At 44.5% G+C, this 20,530-nt stretch carries 19 protein-coding genes and 2 pseudogenes; 10 read left to right on the forward strand and 11 right to left on the reverse strand.

Annotated features, from left to right (window positions below):
* Positions 1–252: 252 nt before the first annotated feature.
* The 3 genes and pseudogenes from E0698_RS25140 to E0698_RS25150 form a co-directional block, all read right to left on the reverse strand.
* Positions 253–351 (reverse strand): annotated as a pseudogene (locus tag E0698_RS25140) (2OG-Fe(II) oxygenase); the annotation flags it as partial.
* A 125-nt stretch (positions 352–476) separates the two neighbouring features.
* A complete protein-coding gene (locus E0698_RS25145) occupies positions 477–1,079 on the reverse strand; it encodes a DUF1349 domain-containing protein (protein ID WP_192513294.1) in 603 nt (200 codons plus the stop codon).
* 35 nt (positions 1,080–1,114) lie between these two features.
* Positions 1,115–2,023, reverse strand: a complete 909-nt coding sequence (locus E0698_RS25150; protein WP_192513302.1) for an ROK family protein — start codon at positions 2,021–2,023, stop codon at positions 1,115–1,117.
* Positions 2,024–2,405: 382 nt separating this feature from the next.
* On the opposite strand from E0698_RS25150, the gene E0698_RS25155 reads away from it, so the two are divergent.
* The 5 genes and pseudogenes from E0698_RS25155 (at position 2,406) to E0698_RS25175 (ending at position 7,141) form a co-directional block, all read left to right on the forward strand.
* Positions 2,406–2,741 carry a ribosomal protein L7/L12 gene (locus E0698_RS25155; RefSeq protein ID WP_025686418.1) on the forward strand — a complete coding sequence of 112 codons (336 nt, stop codon included), beginning with the start codon at positions 2,406–2,408 and terminating at the stop codon, positions 2,739–2,741.
* A gap of 83 nt (positions 2,742–2,824) precedes the next feature.
* Positions 2,825–3,304, forward strand: coding sequence for a Cys-tRNA(Pro) deacylase (gene ybaK / locus E0698_RS25160; protein ID WP_149094024.1), 480 nt, complete (start codon positions 2,825–2,827; stop codon positions 3,302–3,304).
* A gap of 88 nt (positions 3,305–3,392) precedes the next feature.
* The gene (locus E0698_RS25165) at positions 3,393–4,586 is read left to right on the forward strand and encodes an oxalate decarboxylase family bicupin (RefSeq protein WP_192513303.1); all 1,194 of its coding nucleotides are present in this window, start codon (positions 3,393–3,395) and stop codon (positions 4,584–4,586) included.
* Between the two features lie 47 nt (positions 4,587–4,633).
* Positions 4,634–5,140: pseudogene (locus E0698_RS25170) on the forward strand (hypothetical protein); the annotation flags it as partial.
* Positions 5,141–5,419: 279 nt separating this feature from the next.
* The gene (locus E0698_RS25175; RefSeq protein ID WP_192513295.1) at positions 5,420–7,141 is read left to right on the forward strand and encodes a hypothetical protein; all 1,722 of its coding nucleotides are present in this window, start codon (positions 5,420–5,422) and stop codon (positions 7,139–7,141) included.
* 68 nt (positions 7,142–7,209) lie between these two features.
* Here E0698_RS25175 and E0698_RS25180 read toward each other — a convergent pair whose 3' ends face one another.
* From E0698_RS25180 to E0698_RS25190, 3 genes are all read right to left on the reverse strand, one after another.
* Positions 7,210–8,007, reverse strand: a complete 798-nt coding sequence (locus tag E0698_RS25180; protein ID WP_337916452.1) for an NmrA family NAD(P)-binding protein — start codon at positions 8,005–8,007, stop codon at positions 7,210–7,212.
* A 178-nt stretch (positions 8,008–8,185) separates the two neighbouring features.
* Positions 8,186–8,515: a hypothetical protein gene (locus tag E0698_RS25185; protein WP_238354146.1), complete on the reverse strand. Its 330-nt coding sequence runs from the start codon at positions 8,513–8,515 to the stop codon at positions 8,186–8,188.
* A gap of 114 nt (positions 8,516–8,629) precedes the next feature.
* Complete coding sequence (locus E0698_RS25190; protein WP_025686422.1) at positions 8,630–9,349, reverse strand: YebC/PmpR family DNA-binding transcriptional regulator; 720 nt, start codon at positions 9,347–9,349, stop codon at positions 8,630–8,632.
* Positions 9,350–9,574: 225 nt separating this feature from the next.
* On the opposite strand from E0698_RS25190, the gene E0698_RS25195 reads away from it, so the two are divergent.
* From E0698_RS25195 to E0698_RS25205, 3 genes are all read left to right on the forward strand, one after another.
* Positions 9,575–9,877, forward strand: coding sequence for a hypothetical protein (locus E0698_RS25195; RefSeq protein ID WP_238354147.1), 303 nt, complete (start codon positions 9,575–9,577; stop codon positions 9,875–9,877).
* 173 nt (positions 9,878–10,050) lie between these two features.
* A complete protein-coding gene (locus tag E0698_RS25200) occupies positions 10,051–10,389 on the forward strand; it encodes an alkaline phosphatase family protein (RefSeq protein WP_238354148.1) in 339 nt (112 codons plus the stop codon).
* A gap of 27 nt (positions 10,390–10,416) precedes the next feature.
* Positions 10,417–11,181, forward strand: coding sequence for a spermidine synthase (locus E0698_RS25205; protein ID WP_134914637.1), 765 nt, complete (start codon positions 10,417–10,419; stop codon positions 11,179–11,181).
* Between the two features lie 109 nt (positions 11,182–11,290).
* On the opposite strand, the gene E0698_RS25210 is transcribed toward E0698_RS25205, so the two are convergent.
* The 3 genes from E0698_RS25210 to E0698_RS25220 all read right to left on the reverse strand — a co-directional run bounded on the left by E0698_RS25210 (position 11,291) and on the right by E0698_RS25220 (position 16,238).
* Positions 11,291–12,997, reverse strand: a complete 1,707-nt coding sequence (locus E0698_RS25210) for a proline--tRNA ligase (protein ID WP_192513296.1) — start codon at positions 12,995–12,997, stop codon at positions 11,291–11,293.
* 497 nt (positions 12,998–13,494) lie between these two features.
* A complete protein-coding gene (locus E0698_RS25215; protein WP_192513297.1) occupies positions 13,495–14,538 on the reverse strand; it encodes a carbohydrate kinase family protein in 1,044 nt (347 codons plus the stop codon).
* Positions 14,539–14,948: 410 nt separating this feature from the next.
* Positions 14,949–16,238, reverse strand: a complete 1,290-nt coding sequence (locus tag E0698_RS25220; RefSeq protein ID WP_192513298.1) for a glycoside hydrolase family 27 protein — start codon at positions 16,236–16,238, stop codon at positions 14,949–14,951.
* A gap of 222 nt (positions 16,239–16,460) precedes the next feature.
* Between E0698_RS25220 and trhO the strand changes: the two genes are divergently transcribed.
* Together trhO and E0698_RS25230 are read left to right on the forward strand one after the other, a co-directional pair.
* On the forward strand, positions 16,461–17,354 hold the full coding sequence (trhO, locus tag E0698_RS25225) for an oxygen-dependent tRNA uridine(34) hydroxylase TrhO (RefSeq protein ID WP_192513299.1): 894 nt from the start codon (positions 16,461–16,463) through the stop codon (positions 17,352–17,354).
* 219 nt (positions 17,355–17,573) lie between these two features.
* On the forward strand, positions 17,574–18,500 hold the full coding sequence (locus tag E0698_RS25230; RefSeq protein WP_192513300.1) for an AEC family transporter: 927 nt from the start codon (positions 17,574–17,576) through the stop codon (positions 18,498–18,500).
* Between the two features lie 26 nt (positions 18,501–18,526).
* Here the strand turns inward: E0698_RS25230 and E0698_RS25235 are convergent, their stop codons facing one another.
* Both E0698_RS25235 and E0698_RS25240 read right to left on the reverse strand, forming a co-directional pair.
* Positions 18,527–19,306: an ABC transporter ATP-binding protein gene (locus E0698_RS25235; protein WP_192513301.1), complete on the reverse strand. Its 780-nt coding sequence runs from the start codon at positions 19,304–19,306 to the stop codon at positions 18,527–18,529.
* Positions 19,307–20,073: 767 nt separating this feature from the next.
* Positions 20,074–20,445, reverse strand: a complete 372-nt coding sequence (locus tag E0698_RS25240; protein WP_149094032.1) for an iron chaperone — start codon at positions 20,443–20,445, stop codon at positions 20,074–20,076.
* Positions 20,446–20,530: the final 85 nt, after the last annotated feature.

Consider the following 20,530-nt stretch of genomic DNA (forward strand, 5'->3'; position numbering starts at 1 on the left):
TAGGGACGCACCTCGAATGAATTTGATTTTATTCTCGCATTCTCGATTCTCGATGTCCACTTTTTAGTCTAGCATCAGAAATTCCTTCTACAATTGATGTGTTTCGAAATCGTCTCGTCGTCTTGCCAATGCTCAATCGTAACTGATAATTCCCTTTTCAAGACGAGAATTCTTGATTATTTCATTGATACTCTACAAATATTCCTTCTCTTTTTCAGGCTTCACGCTGATAAATACATTTAATACGATCATCTCTCGCTGATTTAACGTAATTACGACCTGAAAAGGGAAAAACACCTCACCATACAAATCTTGATGCAAGCAGTTATAGCCTCCCGCCTTTAAAATATAGTAGTGATTGGACATGTTAATTTTTTGATGTAATCCTGTTATACAAGTAACAACCTGTTTCCGCTACAATATTTGGAAACGGGTTGTTACTCCGTACACTCTGGCCAGATTGCCAATGACTATTTTTACATGGGCGGGTCTGTATGAATATCGTTGTCCGGTTCAGTGCTTATCCAACGCGTAAAGGTAACTTGAAAACCGGCCCGGGTCGGCGCGCATATAAAAGGACCAGCCTGTTGCCCGGATTCGTAAGGAAAACGTGCCACACGCACGGTGCGCCAGCCATGATGATCTGTTCGCGCTCTAATAACCACTGCATCCTGAATTCGGGAAGCGCGAATCGTGACATGATCTCCTACCCATTCAGGTACAGGAGATAATGACCAATCGGAATAGTCGTCTGTGACAACGACAGCCAGTTGAGGAATTCCATCATTTAATTCAATGCCAGCTTTAATCCACTTTCCTGGTCCTTGATACAGCATGATTCCTGCCTGATCATAAAGCTCAGTAAATGAGCCTAACTGAAACGTGACTTCTATAGCAGAATCCCTCTCCCATGCTGCAAGCAGAGAATGTCTACTACTGCGTTCAAATCCATATAAGGTTTTTTCCCAATAATCGCTTCCTTCGCTGGCTTCAACTTGGAGGAACCGGCCTTCTTGCAAGGATAACACAGGAGGGTTAGTCCAGATTCCTGCGTTCCATGGAATTGCTTTTTGAGTCATTGATCTCATCCTCTCTTGCTTAATGGAGCAATACCCTATTTTCTTTTTTCCACCAATTGCAAATTGTACGTCAGACTTTCGAGGGTCACCGAAATCAACCCGTTCATGTATTCGTCATTCGTATCACTTTTCACAAAAATCTCTGGCATATGTTCTTGGGGTATATCTTTTAGACAACCGTTATAAATATCGTCCAACAGAGTCGGCTTGGATAATTCTCCAGTCAAAGCGATAGATACAGGATCAATAATAGCAATAATGGAAGTTATCGTTTTGACAGCCAAAGGAACGAACCCTTGAGTATTTTTGCTCTGCTTTAGTTGTTCTTCCCTTGTCATATCAAAGGGCAAAAAAGAAACTTCTCCCGCAAATTTGGTATTTCCTTTTAACAGGTGTCCGTCGACAATAAACCCCGCTCCCGGGAAATTATCCTTGGGAAAATTAACAATCGCGAAGGTTTTGTCCTCATCATAATTTTGCATTTTATAAAATCCGTAAACTGTTAGATGCATATCATTTTCAATAGTGATTTCCAGTTCGTATTTGTTGTAAAGCAGCGGGCCCAGAGGAATTCCTATGAGCGGGTCGATATCACACACACCGATAACCCCTTGATGTACAACCCCGGGAATACCAATGCCAACTGCTTTAACATTTTCATAGATGTTAATAAGGTCACCAATTTGGCTTTCTATGACCTCATAATCGATATAGGGCACAATCGAGGTCTTCTCTACAATGATGTCGCCCAGCAAATTGGATACCGCATAAGTAAGAGAATCCAATCCGCCTTCCGTTTTCACATTTAAACAGAGAATATAGGAATAATCGGCGTTATATTTGTACCGCATTGCCGGGCGTCCACCGTTGGATTCCTCCAGCTCTGTCTCTAACACTTCCCCGGTTTGAAGAAGCTCCTTCAGAATATTGCCGCAAGTTGCCACACTGAGTCCAGTTATACTCGCTATGGACGACTTGGTGGCATATTCAAGAGACTTCAGTGTGTTTTTGACTAACTCCACATTAATTTGTTTGACTCGGATTGCATTATTGGAGACTGGCAGTATTTGAATCCTCTCCTTTTACGACACTTATTAAAAGCATTACAATATGCTGTAATATAACGCTCTGTCTGCAAAAAGTCAATTCGTAGCCTTCCATGGATTCGGAGTAGCAACGGGTTCAAGAATATTCCTCCCTCCGTACTCATGTAAATTCAGCGATTCCAGATAATATAACGTAAATTATCATGCTATACTATTTATATTGAGCAGATTCCAGTGTGGCATCTCCGGGATAAAATCAAATGAAAAAGGGGGAACTCTAGTGGAAACTATGGAATTTATAGCATTGATCGCTTTGATCATCTCCGTCATTCTTTTGATCAAAGTCTACAGCTTGCAAGCTCGACTTAATGATTTGAAATCCGATGTAGAGCGTCTTGAGAATCGTTCTGGAATGTCGGGAATATCACTATCTGGCCCAACCGCTACTGCACCACCATCTGTGCTAGACACAGTAGTTTCGGAGGATGTCAATGAAAGACTGCTCCTGCTGATTAGAGAAGGCAAAAAGATTCAGGCGATAAAAGAGCTAAGAGTAGCTAAAGACCTCTCTTTAAAGGAAGCAAAGGACTATGTAGATGGCTTGGAACGCCTCTAATAATGAGATCCAAATAATTCCGCCGAGGTAAAGGATTGCAACAATTGCCTCGGCAAGAGCTTTAGAAAGGACGACGAAATAAGATGAGTGTGAGCAAAACGAACGCAATGCGAATATTGGATGGTCAGGACGTTAACTACAACATGCTGAGTTATGAGCATCAGGATGGAAAAATAGATGGTATGAACGTAGCTGAGAAAATTGGGAAATCCCCGGAAGCCGTTTTCAAAACGTTGGTTGCACATAGCAAACAACATCTGTTTGTTTTTGTGATTCCTGTACATAAAGAGCTTGATCTCAAAAAGGCAGCTAAATCAGCGGGCGAGAAGAAAATCGAAATGCTTCCAGTCAAAGAACTGCAAAAGCATACCGGGTATATCCGGGGTGGCTGCTCTCCCATAGGAATGAAAAAGCTCTATCCTACTTTTATTGACCAACCCGCAGTAGAGTTGGAAACCATTATTGTGAGCGCCGGAAAAATTGGAACCCAACTGGAGTTAAGTCCGCAGGACTTAGCCCGGCTCATTGATGCACAGTTTGCGGATCTGACTCAGAAAGCATAAAACCCTCCAACAATTCATAAAATCTTTATGCGGATTTTCTCTAATTCTAAGATAGATGAAGCTTCAACTTGGAGAGGAAGATCAAATGATGCATAATGATTCCCTGAAAAATGCCCGTGTGCCGCAGCCCATCAGAAGTGATGGTGCTGGAGGCATTGATAAGGGTCCCCGTGATGTGATGAGGGATTTGCAAAATCCCGACATGCTGGTTCCGCCCGTAACAGATAATGGACTCATTCCGAACATGAGATTTTCTTTTTCAGATGCTCATATGCAGTTGAATCACGGTGGATGGTCAAGAGAAGTAACCGTAAGGGAGCTACCCATTGCCACAACTCTTGCCGGAGTTAATATGAGTTTGACACCGGGCGGCGTGCGCGAACTTCATTGGCACCAGCAGGCGGAATGGTCTTATATGCTGTTGGGGAGTGCCCGTATTACTGCCGTCGACCAAGAAGGAAGAAATTTTATTGCTGATGTGGGCCCTGGTGATCTCTGGTATTTTCCACCCGGCATTCCACACTCAATACAAGGTCTTGAGGAAGGCTGCGAATTTTTGCTGGTTTTTGATGACGGCAGCTTCTCTGATTTGAACACGTTATCCATCTCCGATTGGTTTGCACATACTCCAAAAGATGTACTGTCTGCCAATTTTGGCGTTCCTGAAGCTGCTTTTTCATCCATCCCTCAAGAACAAGTATATATCTATCAGGATGCCGTTCCCGGTTCAATCCAAAGTCAAGCGGTTTCTTCTCCCTATGGTACGTTGCCTCAATCCTTTAAATATGAATTACTCGCTCAGCCTCCCATCAAAACGCCGGGTGGAAGCGTACGAATCGTCGATTCCTCCAATTTTCCGATATCCCAAACGATCGCGGCTGCTCTTGTTGAGATTGAGCCTGGTGCAATGAGAGAAATGCACTGGCATCCCAATAATGACGAATGGCAATACTATCTTACCGGGCAAGGCCGAATGACTGTTTTTGGCGGTAATGGCGCGGCGCGCACATTTGATTTCAGAGCCGGGGATGTTGGATATGTACCTTTTGCTTACGGTCATTACATCCAAAATACAGGCTCAAGCACGCTATGGTTTCTTGAAATATTTAAAAGTGACCGTTTTGCAGATGTTTCCTTGAATCAATGGATGGCACTTACACCGACAGAGCTCATTCAGAGCAATTTACATGTTGGTGCCGATGTGACCTCTAAATTGCGGAAGGTAAAATGGCCTGTCGTCAAGTATCCTGGTTATTCTTTTTATCCAAAGGATGAACTCTGAAGAATCCGGTGAACGTGCGTCTTGTCCGTGCTCTCAGAAAAAAGCCCGTTTCAGATAACCTTGTGGATCACATAGGGATCTCGCTGCAAGTTACGACAACCGTCTTTGCCCTCGCTCTACTGGCGACTTTTACGCTTTGGTATGGAAGCGAAAAAACATTATCCATTCATTCTATTTACACGATCAAGCGTGAAATATTCTACTGGGCAACGATATTCTTTACCTTTGCCTTGGGTACAGCGGCTGGTGATCTTATATTAGAGGGCCTTGACTTAGGTTATTGGAGGTCGGCGTTTATGTTTGCGTCACTGATTGGTATCATAACGTTTGCCCACTATCGGCTTAAATTCAATGCCGTGTGGTCCTTCTGGATGGCGTACATTGTGACCCGGCCTCTCGGCGCCTCACTTGGGGATTATCTGTCACAATCTCATGCCGATGGCGGGCTCGGCCTGGGCACTGCTGGAACCAGTGTGATTTTTCTCGTAACTATTTTAACCTTGGTGATCTATCTGGCGAAATCCGGAATAGATCAAACCCAACCATCATCATAATCAGCTAAAAAGCATAGAAGAAAACGTACCCGGGACATAGCCGGAATAATCCCGGGTAGATTGCATCTTGACTCTAATGCTATATTTTCACAATAAAAATATAGTAAAAATATTGAAATTAATAACCAAATACCTTATAATTACAACAAATAATCTCTTCTAACAATTAAAATTCGCAAGTCTCAGCCAAATTTATGTTCAGGTTTTTCTTTCTCTCACATCGCTAAATTTATACTATTTTTGCGTTATTATTCCATTATCAGGAGAGTGGCTGTAATTATGTTTAAAAAAGAGATTTTAACAGGCTCACTACAGGAGCGCAAACTGATCGTAATCGACGATGTAGCAGCATTGGGCTACCCTTACAGTGAGTATGATCAGGGCCGAAAGGTCGGTGGTTATGCCGCTATGGCGCAATTTTCCAAAGGAAATATCAGCACTGGACTTGCCTACGTCAACATTCATTTGGATCGGAATAAAGACATGTTCTGGGGAATTAACGTAATGGAAGCTTATATGAAGTATAAAGAGTATTACACACCCGCATTAAAGGATAAAGTAAAAGCAAAAATGCTCAGTTTTAACATTTTGAATGCCGATGGGACGGCTCTGTCGGGAAATACAGAAAATCAACGGCTCATGTATGCGGCAGTCGGGGTTGTCGGAGCGGAAGAATGGCCAGATTATCCGGTGAATTATGCTACCATCGCCAGAAGTTATCTGCTGTCCGAACTTCCCACAATTACAAAACAGGGGTACTTTGAATACGACTCCCCAACATATTTTATCCATCATGTAGGACCGCTATTGTTCATTACTGAACACTTGAAAGATGCGACATTGCGGAATATGGCCAAACTGACGTTGGAGTGGTATTTTGCCAGTATCGTAGGGGAGTGGCTGCATGGGTACTGGGTGACCAGTCAGGCCAGAACATATAATGCGCAGCAAGAGCCGGGATATACACTTGATGAGAGTGCAGTGCTACTGTGGATGTTGTTTGGAGACAGTCGTAAGCCGATATATCTCGGCAATGAAACCAATCTGAAATTTACCACGATTCCATTTACGGTTGCGAACTACGAGTTACCAGACATTTTCAAAAGTATAGCGACAGCCCGTTCTACAACTTACACACATAAGGAACGGATGCCTAGAAACAGTAACAAACCGTATAAGACAAGCTACATCACCCCGGATTACGCCGTATTCAGTCAAAAGGACAATCGGCTCGCACAAAACCAGCTTCATCGTTGGGGCATCAAATGGGTGGGAGATACATACAGTGACGAACCAAATACGTTCTTCATGAAGCAACACTTCAGTGAGCCGATTAACTTGAATCCGTCCAACTCGGAATATTGGATTGGCGGAACGAATATGGAGGAAGTGCTTCAGGACGACGGTGCACTCATTGCGGTATACAATATCACAAATTCAAATACATGGATCGACGGCCCTGTTTCATATAACGGAATCAAAGCAACGATCGAACAGGACCCATTCAATAGGAACGGCTGGATATTCTTCCATACAGGTAAAATGCTGATGGCTGTCCGGACGGCACAACCTTACGATTGGCCTTATGACACGGAATCGTGGAAATACGGAGGTTATCAGAGAGCGTTGCGGAGTGACGGGGCAAAAAATGCGGTCATCGTTGAAACAGCACCTCTTATGGACTACGCAGGCGGTTCTTGCATTAGAGAGCTTGACTGCTTTGCTGAGGCTGTGCTGACGAAAACCGTAGTGGATTTCAGCGGTGTTAACGATACCAATCCCCGGGTCTTTTACAAAGGATTAACAGGTAAAGAGATGGAAATCGTATATGCCACCTCACGTAAAATTCAGGGTGCAGAAGTCAATTATGCTAATTGGCCTCTGCTGGATGATCCGTGGATGCATCAGAATTATAATGGAAATAAACTCGATTTGGTTCATGACAGAGAGAGACGGACCTATGATTTCAATAACTGGAAGGTAACATCAAGCATTATGTAAAGTGTCTGTCGCCAACTGACAAGAGCGTCTCAACCAGGCTATCAGATCTGTTTGAGACGCCCCTACATTTACTTCCAGGTGCCTACATGGGTTTGCACAAACTGATCAAATGTGATCGGGCTGCGCCCAGTGACACGCTCCACGGTATCGGTAACTTGGTCTTCACTTCCATTTTCACGTATCCTTTGATCCAATCCCGCTAGCATGGCAGCGTAGTTCGCAGGCATACCTGCCTGAATCATGCCGACTTTCAGTTCTTCGTCAGACAACGAGATGTGCTGAATCGTTTTTCCTATAACATGGCTGATCAACTGAGCAGCTTCACCATATGTCAACGAATGAGGTCCAGTAATCACATGAGCTGTGTTATGAGGCTTATCGTCAATCAGGGCTCTTACCCCCACTTCTGCAATGTCATCTGCGCTGACGAAACCCACTCTCCCTTCCCCTGTTGCACTATAAATCGTGCCGGTGTTTTTGATGGTGCTTACATGCTGACCTTCGGTAAAGTTCTGCATAAAATAGGATGGCTGTAATACTGTCCACTCAGGAGCTAAATTGCTGAGGGCTTGATGCACCGACCCGAATACCGGGCCATCCGCAGGGACAGATGCGCTACCCAGAAGCACGAACCTTTTCACGCCTTCATGAATGGCTTTTTCAATAAAAGGAATCATGACTTTGGCGGGATTTACGTCCAATACAGGCACAACCAAATAAATTTTATCTACATTCGTCAGCTCTTTTGTATGTGTTGATTCATCGTACCAATCGAAATGTATATGATCTGAGCCGGGCAAATTTGTCGAGTTACTGCGTCCCGCTAACCGGACAGGATGCTGAAGCTGCGTAAGTCTGGCAGCAATGCGACTACCAATTTTACCGCTTGCCCTGTAATCAATGTTATATTTTTGTTTGTCATTGGACTTTTCTCCTTATCGAAAACGAAATTTTTCAGACTAAACAGTCTAGAATTTCTAAAAAATTTGACTAATCGGTCCGGAATTATCAAAAAAATAAACGCTATAGAGCGCTCATAAAAAATCAATCCAAAATCGACAGCGTCGTACGCACGATATCTTTAAGCGCCTCAGGGCTTGCGCCTGTCTTGGCGGTAAATGTCAACGATAGCCGGGCATGATTTAGAAATCTGGCGATTGACCGTAGCTCAGACTCCGCGGAATGAATCTCTCCCTCTTTATGAGCACGGACCAAGGCGTTGTAGAAAGCAAGCTCAAGCCTTTCTGTACTCGCAGATATAAAGACTTTGATTTCATGATGATGCGGAACCTGTTCAATAGCACTGTTCATAATAAAGCATTCCTTGGATAGCTTGGGGTCCGTCAAAACCCTGACAGATTCATTAAAAATCATCGCTATGGCTTCCTTAATGCTCCTTACACAGAAATAGCTGCAAATACGCAAAAAAACACCGTATCGGAATACGATGTTTTTTTGTCGTACGAATTCAGGTGGTTCAGCTTGAAGCTATTCATCAGAATCTACATTATGGTAAACCTGCTGAACATCCTCCAAATCTTCTAATGCATCAATCAATTTATCAAATTGAAGCTGTGCATCTTCTGGAAGAGTAATATCATTTTGGGCAAGCATGGTAAGTTCGGCCACTGTAAATTCTGTAACTCCCGCCTGCTTGAAAGCTTCCTGCACAGCATGAAACTGGTCAGGCTCAGCATATACGATAACAGCCTCATCTTCTTCGATGATATCACGCACCTCTACATCTGCCTCCATCAACAGCTCCAACACTTCATCTGCGGTTTTACCTACCAAACCAATAACCGCCGTTGAATCAAACATATAGGCTACAGATCCGCTTACACCCAGGCTACCGCCATTTTTAGTGAAAGCAGAACGTACATCAGATGCCGTGCGGTTTACGTTATTGGTGAGTGCATCTACAATGACCATAGAACCGTTTGGTCCGAAGCCTTCATAGCGAAGCTCAACATAGTTTTCATCTCCGGCGCCTTTTGCTTTTTCAATCGCCCGGTCAATGATCGCTTTCGGTACATTGTACGTTTTTGCACGTTCTAGCACGACTCTGAGAACCCGATTGGATTCAGGATCAGGCTCGCCCTGTTTGGCTGCTACATAGATTTCTACCCCAAATTTAGCATATATACGACTCGTATTAGCATCCTTGGATGCCTTCTTTTCTTTAATATTGTTCCACTTACGTCCCATAATATCCCGCTCTCTTTCTATATGAATATACACAACGGTATTCATTATATCCTTGTATATTATATCTCCTAAAGGACGCTTGAACAAGTTCAAAGGATTTAGTGATAAAAAATGTCCTTTTCTCATGGAATTCTAATTTTCATCTAAAGGTGCTCCCATGTTCAAGAGTTAAGATCATATTACTTTCTACTTTTGAATCACGTAAGAAAAGGAGTAATCCCTAATATGTTATCTAACCTGGACTATCAGATTTTTCCCCTCATTAATGAACAAGCGAACAACTTTTCTGTTCTGAACGGGCTGATGCGTTTTTTCGCCGAAGATGCCCAATATGTGTTCGCTTTAGTCTTGCTCCTGTACTGGTTGTCAAGAAATAAACTCAACCGTAAGATGACCATAACGGCGGTGGTATCCGTATGTCTGGGCATGGGGATCAGCTTTATCATCGGGCATCTTGTGTACCGGGATCGTCCCTTCGTCACCCACGCCATTGGAGCTTTTGCGCTGGCGGCCACGTTTTGGCTGTAAAGTAAGAGGTTACGTTTGGGGGCTACTCAGAGGGATTGCCCAAAACCGGATTTACAGGCCCTTATGATCTGAAAACCCTGTATGCCAGAAAACTAATCCGTGGGTGAATTTCACCAGCCTGCCTGCCTCGATCAATATGCCTTTAACCCAGCTTTCCGCAAAATTTTAATCAGTTGCCGACTGTTTCTTTTGTCATTTCCAACCTGAACCACGATATGCACGACGGCACGATTCGAGAAGCGGATCAATGGCTGCAAGCTCACTTGTCCTCTTATGCCCGCTGGGCGCCGCAGCATAACAGTCTTTTGATCGTAACATGGGACGAAGATGACATGAGCAGTAAAAACAAAATCCCGACTATGATTATAGGTCCTCATTTGAAAAACGGCCCTTACAACGGGAAAAGCAATCATTTCTCCGTGCTGCGCATGATCGAACAATTATACGGATTGGAGCTGCTGGGCAAGAGCAGAACGGCACCGCCGCTTAATATATGGACAACAGGCTCATAAATGTCTAAGATGATGGTGGAGTATGACTTGAAGGAGATAGATCATTTGGAGGTACTATACAAAAAGCTGAGCAATAATCATGAAATAACGATATACGACACCACAGAGCTGTATGGTGAAAAGGGATTATTCCGGGTGATGCAGTTTTCAAATGCAGCCGTACAAGGCGCGGTGGATTTGAATCATCCGCAACGCATTCTGTTCGAATATCCGAGAGCCATCATCCATCTGATGGAGCTGAACGATCCGTCATTTGAAGACGTGTTTGTGATTGGGCATGGTATAGGTACGATTGCGGGTCATTTTACAGATAAACGCTTCAAGATTGCAGAGCTGGATGCACAAGTCGTGGAATTCAGCCGAACATTCTTTGGATACGACAAGGACAACGTGACCGTTGGTGATGGACGTTGCATGTTGGAGAAGGAAGCGCCGGATGCATATGATTATATTATTTTGGACGCCTTCACAGATCAGGGAACGCCGCCTCATTTAATATCCCGGGAATTTTTCAGGATGGCCAAAGAAAAGCTGGATTCCGAAGGCTCCGTGATCATGAATGTAATGGGCAAAAGTGAGCACGATCATTTGATGAATGCCATTCATACAACGTTGCGTGAGGAATTCGCTTATGTCACAGCTTTCTCCCTCCCCTCGGAAGGCGCTGCCGACATTCAAAATATCATTATGATAGGTCGGGACAAGCCAATCCGGTTTCAGGCACGTCATATGGCAGGCTTTTATGAAATTGCACTTGGAGAAGGTCACATTCTACAGGACACAGACACGTAATGCTTGTACAATAATTGTTGGTAAAGATACGCCCAAACGATTGTAGTCCGGGCGCATTGGATTGTAGAACCGTATAGGGCGCAGGCTCGTAATTTATTAAGCCGAGTGACTATTGCTGAATAAGTTCCAATATCCGTCGCTCTACATCTTGGATATGAATGGTTTCTTTGTTGCTGGTTCTTCGCTCCACTAACTCTATTTTCCCGTGCTCAGCATCTTTACCAACGACGATGCGCACGGGAATACCCACTAAATCCGAATCTTTGAATTTAACCCCGGGGCGTTCCTCCCGATCATCCATCAACACTTCCACGCCGAGATCCTGTAGCTGGTTATACAAATCCTCGGCCATCTGCATTTGCAAGCTGTCTTTAACAGAGATCGGAATAATATGAACTTGAAACGGTGCCAGCGCATAGGGCCATATGATTCCGTTCTGATCGTGATTTTGCTCCACAATGGCAGAAAGAATTCGGGAAATGCCAATGCCGTAGCAGCCCATAATCATCGCCTGATCTGTTCCGGACGCATCCAGAAAAGTCGCGCCCAGCTTCTCGCTGTATTTAGTGCCCAGTTTAAACACTTGTCCAATCTCAATCCCACGATGAAACTTCAACTTCCCTTTGTCACAGCGAGGACATGGTTCCCCTTCCATGACGTTCCGTAAATCCGCCACATGGCGAAGATCCATATCGCGTTTTGGATTCACATGCCGATAATGGGTTTCCAACTCGTTCGCGCCTGCGATGCCACTGGACATTTGAACGACGGAGTAATCCACCCACACAGGGATCGTCAAGCCGCATGGGCCTACGAAGCCCGAGGGGGTTCCAGTCGCCTTTGATACGGCATCTGAATTTGCTATTTCGAATTTTTCACTACCTAAAATATGTTTTAATTTCACTTCGTTGACCTCATGATCTCCCCTGACGACTACAGCAATGGGTTGATCGTCACTCATATAAATCAGTGTTTTGATCATATCTTTTGGCTGTATTTGCAGCGATTCAACCAGTTGATCTATCGTGCGCAGACCTGGAGTATGAAACTTTTCCATTTTATCTGCAGCAGTTAATGTTTCTGATTTTTCCATTCTCCGTGGCTCAGCTTTTTCAAGATTAGCAGCATAGTCACAGCAGGTACAAGCGGCTATCGTATCCTCTCCAATGTCAGCCAGCGCCATAAATTCATGTGTTCCGCCTTCGCCGCCAATAGTACCCGCATCTGCTTCAACTGCGCGAAAGTTCAGGCCACAGCGGGTAAAAATACGATGATAGGCCTTAAACATGGTCCAATAAGCTTGATCCAGCCCTTCCCAGCTAGCATCAAACGAATAGGCATCCTTCATCAAAAACTCTCTGCTACGAAGCAAGCCAAATCGTGGACGTCGTTCATCTCGGAATTTGGTTTGAATTTGATATAGCGTTACAGGTAATTTTCGATAGGAGCTCACTTCATTCCGTACTAATGACGTAATGACCTCTTCATGAGTAGGACCCAAAGCGAATTCCCGACCATGCCGGTCTTGAAGACGTATCAGCTCTGGACCGTACACATCGTATCTCCCTGATTCTTGCCACAGCTCGGCAGGCTGCAATGCAGGCATTAACAGCTCCCCAGCCCCTGCACGATCCATTTCATCCCGTACGATTTGCTCCACTTTCCGGAGAACGCGTCTTCCAAGTGGCATGTAGCTATACACTCCGGCTGCGAGTTGCCGGATCAACCCTGCACGCAGCATAAGCTGATGACTGATCACTTCGGCTTCTGCGGGCGATTCACGTAATGTTGTCAGTAATAATCGACTTTGGCGCATGTGTGGCTGCCTCCTTGTATGGACGATAAAATGTACGCAAAAAAGACACATCCGTCAGGGACGAATGCGTCGTGGTACCACCCTTAATTTGACCATATCCATAGTATGGAACGGCCCTTCATCAGATAACGGCGTCTAACCGATAACGGTTTAAAATACATTCCGCTACAGCTCACAAGGCAGGAAAACGTCCATTCGCGGCGGAGAAACCTTTCAGCCCATGGGTTTCTTCTCTGTACGGCGATTGTTGAACCTTTGATCCTTGGTCTACACTATTCCTGTATATTACAATTTTTTTTATTATCTTACACGAAACGAAAGCCGCGGTCAAGGAGCTTTTTTGGAATTCATCCAGGACATGAAACGGTTCAGCGAACGTGTCAACACCCCGTCATTGCTTCTCAAAAAACGACGACGTATCTCACGTTATTCATCAGGCAACCTGCTCCTTATACCATTCTGAATGGACCTCGAACATACCTTGAACAAATACTGGTTTATGTATCTTTCTTTTTAAAATACACACCCTTATAAACCACAAAGTTTTGCGCATACCTGCCATACAGCTCGTTGAACTTGGAACGGAGTGTATTCGAAGAGAGCATGTCTGAAACTGTCCGGTCGGTTTGGAGCGTTAATACGGCACAACTGATTCCAAATTGGCAAATTTGTTCCATAGGATAGCCTTGAATAATTCCATACATCATCCCGGCAATAAAAGCATCGCCTGCGCCCGTGACATCAACGATTCCTTGAACAGGCTGCACGGGAATTTGTCCGTGAGTTCCACCTTGAGATGCAAATAAGACGCTGTCTGCACCACCAGTAAGAACGACATGTTTAACTCCGAGCTTATGAAAAACTTGCGCCGCCTCCAGCATCTGCTGATCATCAGTTATCTTCAATCCCAAATATGCTTCTGCCTCCACAACATTACATACCAGCCATTCTACTCCATTCAGATTACGGGGCAGCTTTCTCATTTTGGAGGCCGATACAGAAGAAACAACCAACGGAACTTGATGTTCGTGGCATAATCGGATTGTGGAAGCAAGTACGTTCGCGGAAAAATTGGTATCCAACAGCACCAATCCAGATGAGGTGATCAAAGGGGCATTATCAAGGATAGCTGAGGCACTGATCTGGTCGTAAATCTCCATTTCTGCAGTTGCTACAATCATTTCACCCTGCTCGTCCAGCAGAGCGGTGTAGACCCCGGTAGATGGTTCGCCTTTGACTTGAAGAGGGACCACGTGGATGTAACGGTTGGACTGTTCAACTACAAATTCACCTTCCGCATCATCTCCAACTGCGGTCAGCAGACTGACCCACTGCCTCAGCCGTCCCAAATTTTCAGCCACATTCCGAGCTACCCCTCCGCAAGATTGCTGTCTGGTGCTGCTTGGATTGGAGGTGTGAAGCTGAAATGTACCTTTAATCATAATTTTACGGTCAATATTGGCCCCCCCGATACATAATATATGTTTTCGAACAGGCCAAGGCTCGTTCTGGCCATTTTTATTGAGCTGTTTAAAACTCATTACCTGACTCCTTTCGCGAGTCCGTTCGCATTGGATGATATATTTGTAATCAATTTACTTCCATTAAAATTGTTGGCTTTATAAATTGTCGCTTTATAAAATTAGCACGTTTCCAATGTCAAATTCCTGAGAATAATGTCGAGTTCATCAAATTAGTCCTTAAGATACATACAAGGCTAAACACAATTCAAAAAAAGTTTGTTTAAACCCTGTTATGAGATATATATAATATTTTTCAATATCTATTTTTTTGCAATACATATCTCTCCACTTATTTGTATCATAATATAACAAAATGTTCACGTAGCCAAACAAAAAATCGCCCGTGGTAAAATGGAAGTGCTACTGTCCACTTTAAAAGAGCGATTTCATTTAGAACATCTAAGATCAATTCAATCATTGCATGATGACTATTTTAACATAAATAAAGCGGCTCCATGAGGGGGTAAATCTGCGGACAATTCTTGCTCTAAAGTGCCCAGATCCACACGGTTCCATAAGTCTCTGCCACTTGTCTGTCCTTCAATGCCAAGGTCTTGCAGCGATACACGAACCCGCGAAGCTTCATCTCCAGCATTAAACAAAGCCGCATATATGTGACCTTCCTCGTTATGCGAAGTCCAGACGATATGCTCATCCTTTCTGTACACCTGCTGCGCATCCAAGCCGTTGCGGTGAGCATCCAGCACCTCTCCATTGGTCAGCAGAGAAAGTGTCCATTCATCGTTATCCCGCAGTTCTCCCCCAAACATCAGTGGGGACCGGAAAATACTCCACAAGGTCATCATCGTCAGTTGTTCATTCTTCGTAAAGCGTGTCCATCGGTCATGGCTACCGGAATCTACAGAATCTACCGATCGAATACCCAGATGGCCCAGTGGCAGCATGTCGCAATCCGGCCAGTGGCCAGGGCCCACGTGCTCTGCCCACTTCTCACAGCGCTCAAACATGCCGTGCAGCAAAGGCCATACATCCCAGAAATCGTCGGTCATGCGCCACATATTGGCGTTGGCGATTAATTCGGATGCATGCTCCAGCGGTGCCGGACCGGGCGACAGACTCAAAACCATCGGACGTCCGCATTGGGCGATGGCCTGCCTAATCAATTCAATTTCCGCCAAGTGAGTATCATAGAGTCGGGAAGCAGCAATGTCATCCACTTTGACAAAATCGACACCCCATTCCGCGTACAGGTCAAACAGCGAATTATAATATTCCTGTGCGCCTTCCTTGGAAGCATCTACCCCATACATATCTGTATTCCAGGGACAAATGGAGTTGGGATGCGCAATCTGTCTCGCTGTTGCCTGGGTTCCCAAAATCGGCGTATCCTGATGCACCGCCTGTCTCGGAATTCCTCTCATAATATGTATACCGAATTTCAAGCCCAGACTGTGTACATAATCCGCAAGAGCCTGGAAGCCGTGTCCATCCGCTGCGGAAGGAAATCGATTCGCCGCTGGAATAAGGCGCGAAAATGAATCCATTTCCAGTGGAACGAAAGAACGATACTGTGAAGATAAAGCTCCCGGCTCATACCACTGAATATCTACCACGATATATTCCCAACCGTAGTCCTTCAAGTGCTCCGCCATATACTGCGCATTTCCCCGCACTTCTTCCTCACGCACTGCTGCGCCGTAGCAATCCCAGCTATTCCACCCCATAGGCGGTGTATGCGCTGTCAAATGATGCTTCATGCCGATTCATCCTTTCATCTAAGAGAACTAAACCTGCTGCCAAAATCCACCTCGTCACTACGATATTATTATAATGTAAACCCTTACTTTTGTCGCTCGTTCACCTGCTTCTTTATTTTCCATTCCCACTTTTTATACAAATAAGTTGACTAACTTAGAGAATGTGGTACATTTAAAATTGTATGTTAAAAAACTTTGACTTGAATCAGAGGGTGATTTTACGTGTGCGAGCATGCTTATCGAATTTTGTTGTTTTACAAATATGTCAATATTGAAGATCCTGCCACCTTTACGGCAGAGCATCTGGCTTACTGCAAGGAATTGGGCGTTAAGGGAAGAATTTTGATCGCTCAGGAAGGAATTAACGGAACACTGTCTGGTACGGTAGAGCAAACCGAGCAATATATCCGTGATTTGCGCGCCAATCCGAAATTCCACGATATCGTTATTAAAATAGATGAGTCTGACAGTCATGCGTTCAAGAAAATATTTGTACGCCGTCGTCAGGAGCTGGTGACGTTGCGCCATGAGGATGAGCTGGACCCTAACGTAATCAGTGGCAAGCGTTTGTCACCGAAGGAGTTTTACGAACAGCTTCAAGGTGAAGATGTGGTTGTGCTGGACGGACGTAACGACTATGAATATGACATCGGTCATTTCCGTGGTGCCATTCGTCCGGAAGTCGAATCTTTCCGTGAATTTCCACAGTGGATTCGCGACAATATGAGTCGGTTTAAGGACAAGAAAATACTGACATATTGCACGGGTGGTATCCGCTGTGAGAAGCTGTCCGGTCTTCTGATAAAAGAAGGCTTTGATGATGTGGGACAGTTGGATGGTGGCATCGTGACCTATAGTAAGGACCCGGAAGTACAGGGGCGTCTGTTTGATGGTAAGTGCTATGTGTTTGACGAACGCATCTCGATCCCGATCAACCATACGGATGAAGACGTTGTTGTCGGTCATTGCTTCCATTGTGAAACGTCGAACGATCACTATATCAACTGTCCGGTGTGCAATCTCCAGCATATCGTATGTCCGGACTGCGAAGAGCAGCATCAACATTATTGCTCTGACGATTGCCGGACCAAAGCGGAAACTGCGGCTTCTGCGTAAGTATAATTCAGTAAGATCATTAGTTTCATAGTAAAAAAGGGATGTTCCTACTAGCCTTTCAACATGGCTGTGGACATCCCTTTTTGTTGTACACAAAAATATTTGCTGGAAGCTTCATAGTGTATTCCTATGGCCTTGATCGTATTTTCATCTTGGACGGGCTCGAAAGCTGCCTCTTATAATGGAAAAAGTCATTACAGAAAGGATTGGTGGATTTTCATGATTCAAATTGTACTTTCAACCCTTCTATCCGTTATCGTTCCGCTGTCCATTCCGGTAATCGCCGGGTTTTTACTCGGCAAATTCATGAAGCTGGAAACGAAGCCGCTCTCGACTTTATACTTATATTTTTTAAGTCCCGCAATGATTCTGGACACACTACTGAAGGCACAGCTATCCTGGCATGATGTGGCGCAGACGGCCGCTTTTTCGATCCTGAATCTGCTACTGTTATGGGGAATTGCACAGATTGCAGGAAAAATGTTTAAGCTAAGCGCCCCGGAAACAGCCGGACTCACCCTAATCTCCACACTGACCAATAGCGCGAATTATGGCCTGCCCCTAATTTTACTTGCCTTTGGGCAGCTTGGTTTGGACAAAGCCTCCGTGTATGTCGTCATCCAGATAATCCTGGTCAATACGATTGGAGTTTATTTTGCGGCCCGCTCTGAGTTTTCCGTCCAAAGCGCCGTCAAGTCGGTATTTTCACTTCCCGCGATCTATGCAGCTCTGCTGGCGATGGGGCTTCGACTGTTGGACTTGCACCTACCCTCCGGCATTCAAGCGGGCGTTTCGATGATTGCTGCCGCCTATTCTCCGGTTGTACTGGCGATTCTGGGCACCCAAATGGCTTACGTAAAAATATTCAAGCTGGAGCCGTCCATTAAAAAAGCCAGCTACGCAGGACTGACGATCCGACTGCTGCTCTCCCCGCTTGCTGCCTGTCTTGCCATGCTGATACTGGGGATATCAGGCCTTTTGTTCTCCGTCCTTTTCATTCTGGCGTCAATGCCGGTGGCCGTAAATGCCGTCATCTTAGCAGAAAAATTTAATGCATCACCCAAGCTCGTATCCACTTGTATTTTGTGGAGTACGCTTGCCTCATTCCTGATTTTGCCCGTTCTGATTATGATGGTGGCAGGGTAGATCCGAACAGATACAGACTGAACCCTCTAAACCATAGAGAGCCAAGCCCGATCCTGTCTCCACTCCACCTGCACTGGTGTTCCAAAAAAATCGCTAAGCGTTTCGCTGCTCAGAATATCTGTCGTTTTGCCTTTAGCAAAAACGGTACCCCGGCGAATCAGAATGGTATGCGTGTACATGGGTAGAATTTCTTCTATGTGATGCGTGACATACAGCAAATTCGGCGCACCCGGCGACTCGGACAACTGACGGATACTAGTTAGTAAAGCTTCCCGGGAAAAGAAGTCCAGTCCATTACACGCCTCGTCCAAAATCAGCAACTTGGGCGAGGCCATTAATGCGCGGGCGATAAGCACCTTTTGTTTTTCTCCCTGTGAGCAGCCCTGATACAGACGATCCACGAGGTGAGCGCAGCCTAATTGGGTCATGAGGTGAACTGCCTGTTCATAATCCGTATCCGTCGTCTGATCGTAAAGCCCAATAGAAGCAAATTTGCCACTAATGACGACATCCTGCGTGCGCTGGCTACCATTGATTCTTTCCTGTAAAGAGGAACTGACCCAACCGATGGATTTGCGCAGCTCCCTCAGATCCACATCCCCGAAGGTGTGACCCAGGACACCGACACTGCCTGTAGTTGGCCATATGTAACCATTAATCATGTTAAGCATCGTTGTTTTGCCCGATCCATTCAATCCGAGTACAGCCCAATGCTCTCCTTCGGCTACTTGCCAGTTGATTTGATCCAGTATCGTACGGTTATCTCTTTTCCAGCTTACATTGTTCAGTTCAATGACAGAGGTCATGGCTGTACACTCCTTCTATTCATCATATCATCAGATGTTTATGAATGCAGAGAAAATCATCTTTACTACGTTTATCTTCTATTTAATATAAGGATAGCACAGGGTTACAGGTTGTTCAATTTCAAATTCATTGTATAGAATTCTTCATACTAACTGTGGCTGTTAGTAAGTTCCAATTGATTATTTTGTCATTAAAGAAAATATTCGCGGTGATCGCGCCCAATGTAATGGCAGCTTACAAAATCATGATAGGTCATTTGCGCAATGGTGGGTTTTCCCAATATATGTGCTTTAAGCATCATGATGGTAAACGCTAATACAGACCTTAACATTGTTTCCCATAACTCCATACACCGAGACCTCAATTCTCATTGTTTTCATATAGCTTTTCCGGCTCAAAACAGAAATCAGTGCTTGACGAAAAAAACGTAGACTAAAGATGGAAAAACATCTGTTAATCCTTTCAACCGCTCATAATCTTTTTTAATGGCAACAGCTGCATGAACTTTTTTGTTCATGTTCTCATATTGCTCGGCAGTTAAAATATAATTTCTTGTTTCTTTTTCAATTTCTTCTTACTGCAATAAGCCTTACTACTTTACAAAATTATTATTAATGCTATTCATCAAAACCCACCTTTTCTAAAATGTAAAAATGCCACAATGGCGAGCACTGCGGCAAACCCCAATTTTATACTTTCTTACCTTTTCAACAAACCCAAAAGGCCTTAAAACGCAAATATGAGCCTCTAAGGGCTATCCTATTTTTTATTGCCGCCAAAAAGTTGAACAGTCTGCCTTATCCAAAATATTAAACTCGATCAATTTCTCAAGTAATGAGAAATCAACCGAACTATCCCACTGGATACGTACCAACTGCTTGGTGTGATCATAGCCAGTCTGCACAATTTCATCAGAAAAATGATTAATCCCTGCCCTTTCAGGGGCAATAGCCAAATGATGTTTGGCTACGCTAAAGCCAATAATAAATGTGCCGTGATCGGTAAACATAGGCTGATTCCACGCAATTTTTGGCATTAAATTTGGAAATTTCTTAGTTACCCAAGCCAAAACTTCTTCCGTTCGGGCCCGATGTTGCGGGTTATCAATATGCGCTAAATATTCTGCAAAAACTTCCATGTTGTTCCCTCCCACTATAAATTAATGTTTTCTCGTGTTTCCTCACTCGTTCTTCGATTTTCAATCCTTGACTGATGGAGAGCTG

It is taken from the genome of Paenibacillus sp. 23TSA30-6, from assembly GCF_014858585.1.
In the GTDB taxonomy this organism is placed as follows: Bacteria; Bacillota; Bacilli; order Paenibacillales; family Paenibacillaceae; genus Paenibacillus.

Excerpts from the sequence above, each read along its gene's own strand:
- E0698_RS25145 (WP_192513294.1), bottom strand. The coding sequence starts at position 1,079 with ATGACTCAAAAAGCAATTCCATGGAACGCAGGAATCTGGACTAACCCT.
- ybaK (WP_149094024.1), top strand. The coding sequence starts at position 2,825 with ATGAGTGTGAGCAAAACGAACGCAATGCGAATATTGGATGGTCAGGAC.
- E0698_RS25165 (WP_192513303.1), top strand. The coding sequence starts at position 3,393 with ATGCATAATGATTCCCTGAAAAATGCCCGTGTGCCGCAGCCCATCAGA.
- E0698_RS25175 (WP_192513295.1), top strand. The coding sequence starts at position 5,420 with ATGTTTAAAAAAGAGATTTTAACAGGCTCACTACAGGAGCGCAAACTG.
- E0698_RS25185 (WP_238354146.1), bottom strand. The coding sequence starts at position 8,515 with ATGATTTTTAATGAATCTGTCAGGGTTTTGACGGACCCCAAGCTATCC.
- E0698_RS25190 (WP_025686422.1), bottom strand. The coding sequence starts at position 9,349 with ATGGGACGTAAGTGGAACAATATTAAAGAAAAGAAGGCATCCAAGGAT.
- E0698_RS25195 (WP_238354147.1), top strand. The coding sequence starts at position 9,575 with ATGTTATCTAACCTGGACTATCAGATTTTTCCCCTCATTAATGAACAA.
- E0698_RS25210 (WP_192513296.1), bottom strand. The coding sequence starts at position 12,997 with ATGCGCCAAAGTCGATTATTACTGACAACATTACGTGAATCGCCCGCA.
- E0698_RS25215 (WP_192513297.1), bottom strand. The coding sequence starts at position 14,538 with ATGAGTTTTAAACAGCTCAATAAAAATGGCCAGAACGAGCCTTGGCCT.
- E0698_RS25220 (WP_192513298.1), bottom strand. The coding sequence starts at position 16,238 with ATGAAGCATCATTTGACAGCGCATACACCGCCTATGGGGTGGAATAGC.
- E0698_RS25230 (WP_192513300.1), top strand. The coding sequence starts at position 17,574 with ATGATTCAAATTGTACTTTCAACCCTTCTATCCGTTATCGTTCCGCTG.
- E0698_RS25235 (WP_192513301.1), bottom strand. The coding sequence starts at position 19,306 with ATGACCTCTGTCATTGAACTGAACAATGTAAGCTGGAAAAGAGATAAC.
- E0698_RS25240 (WP_149094032.1), bottom strand. The coding sequence starts at position 20,445 with ATGGAAGTTTTTGCAGAATATTTAGCGCATATTGATAACCCGCAACAT.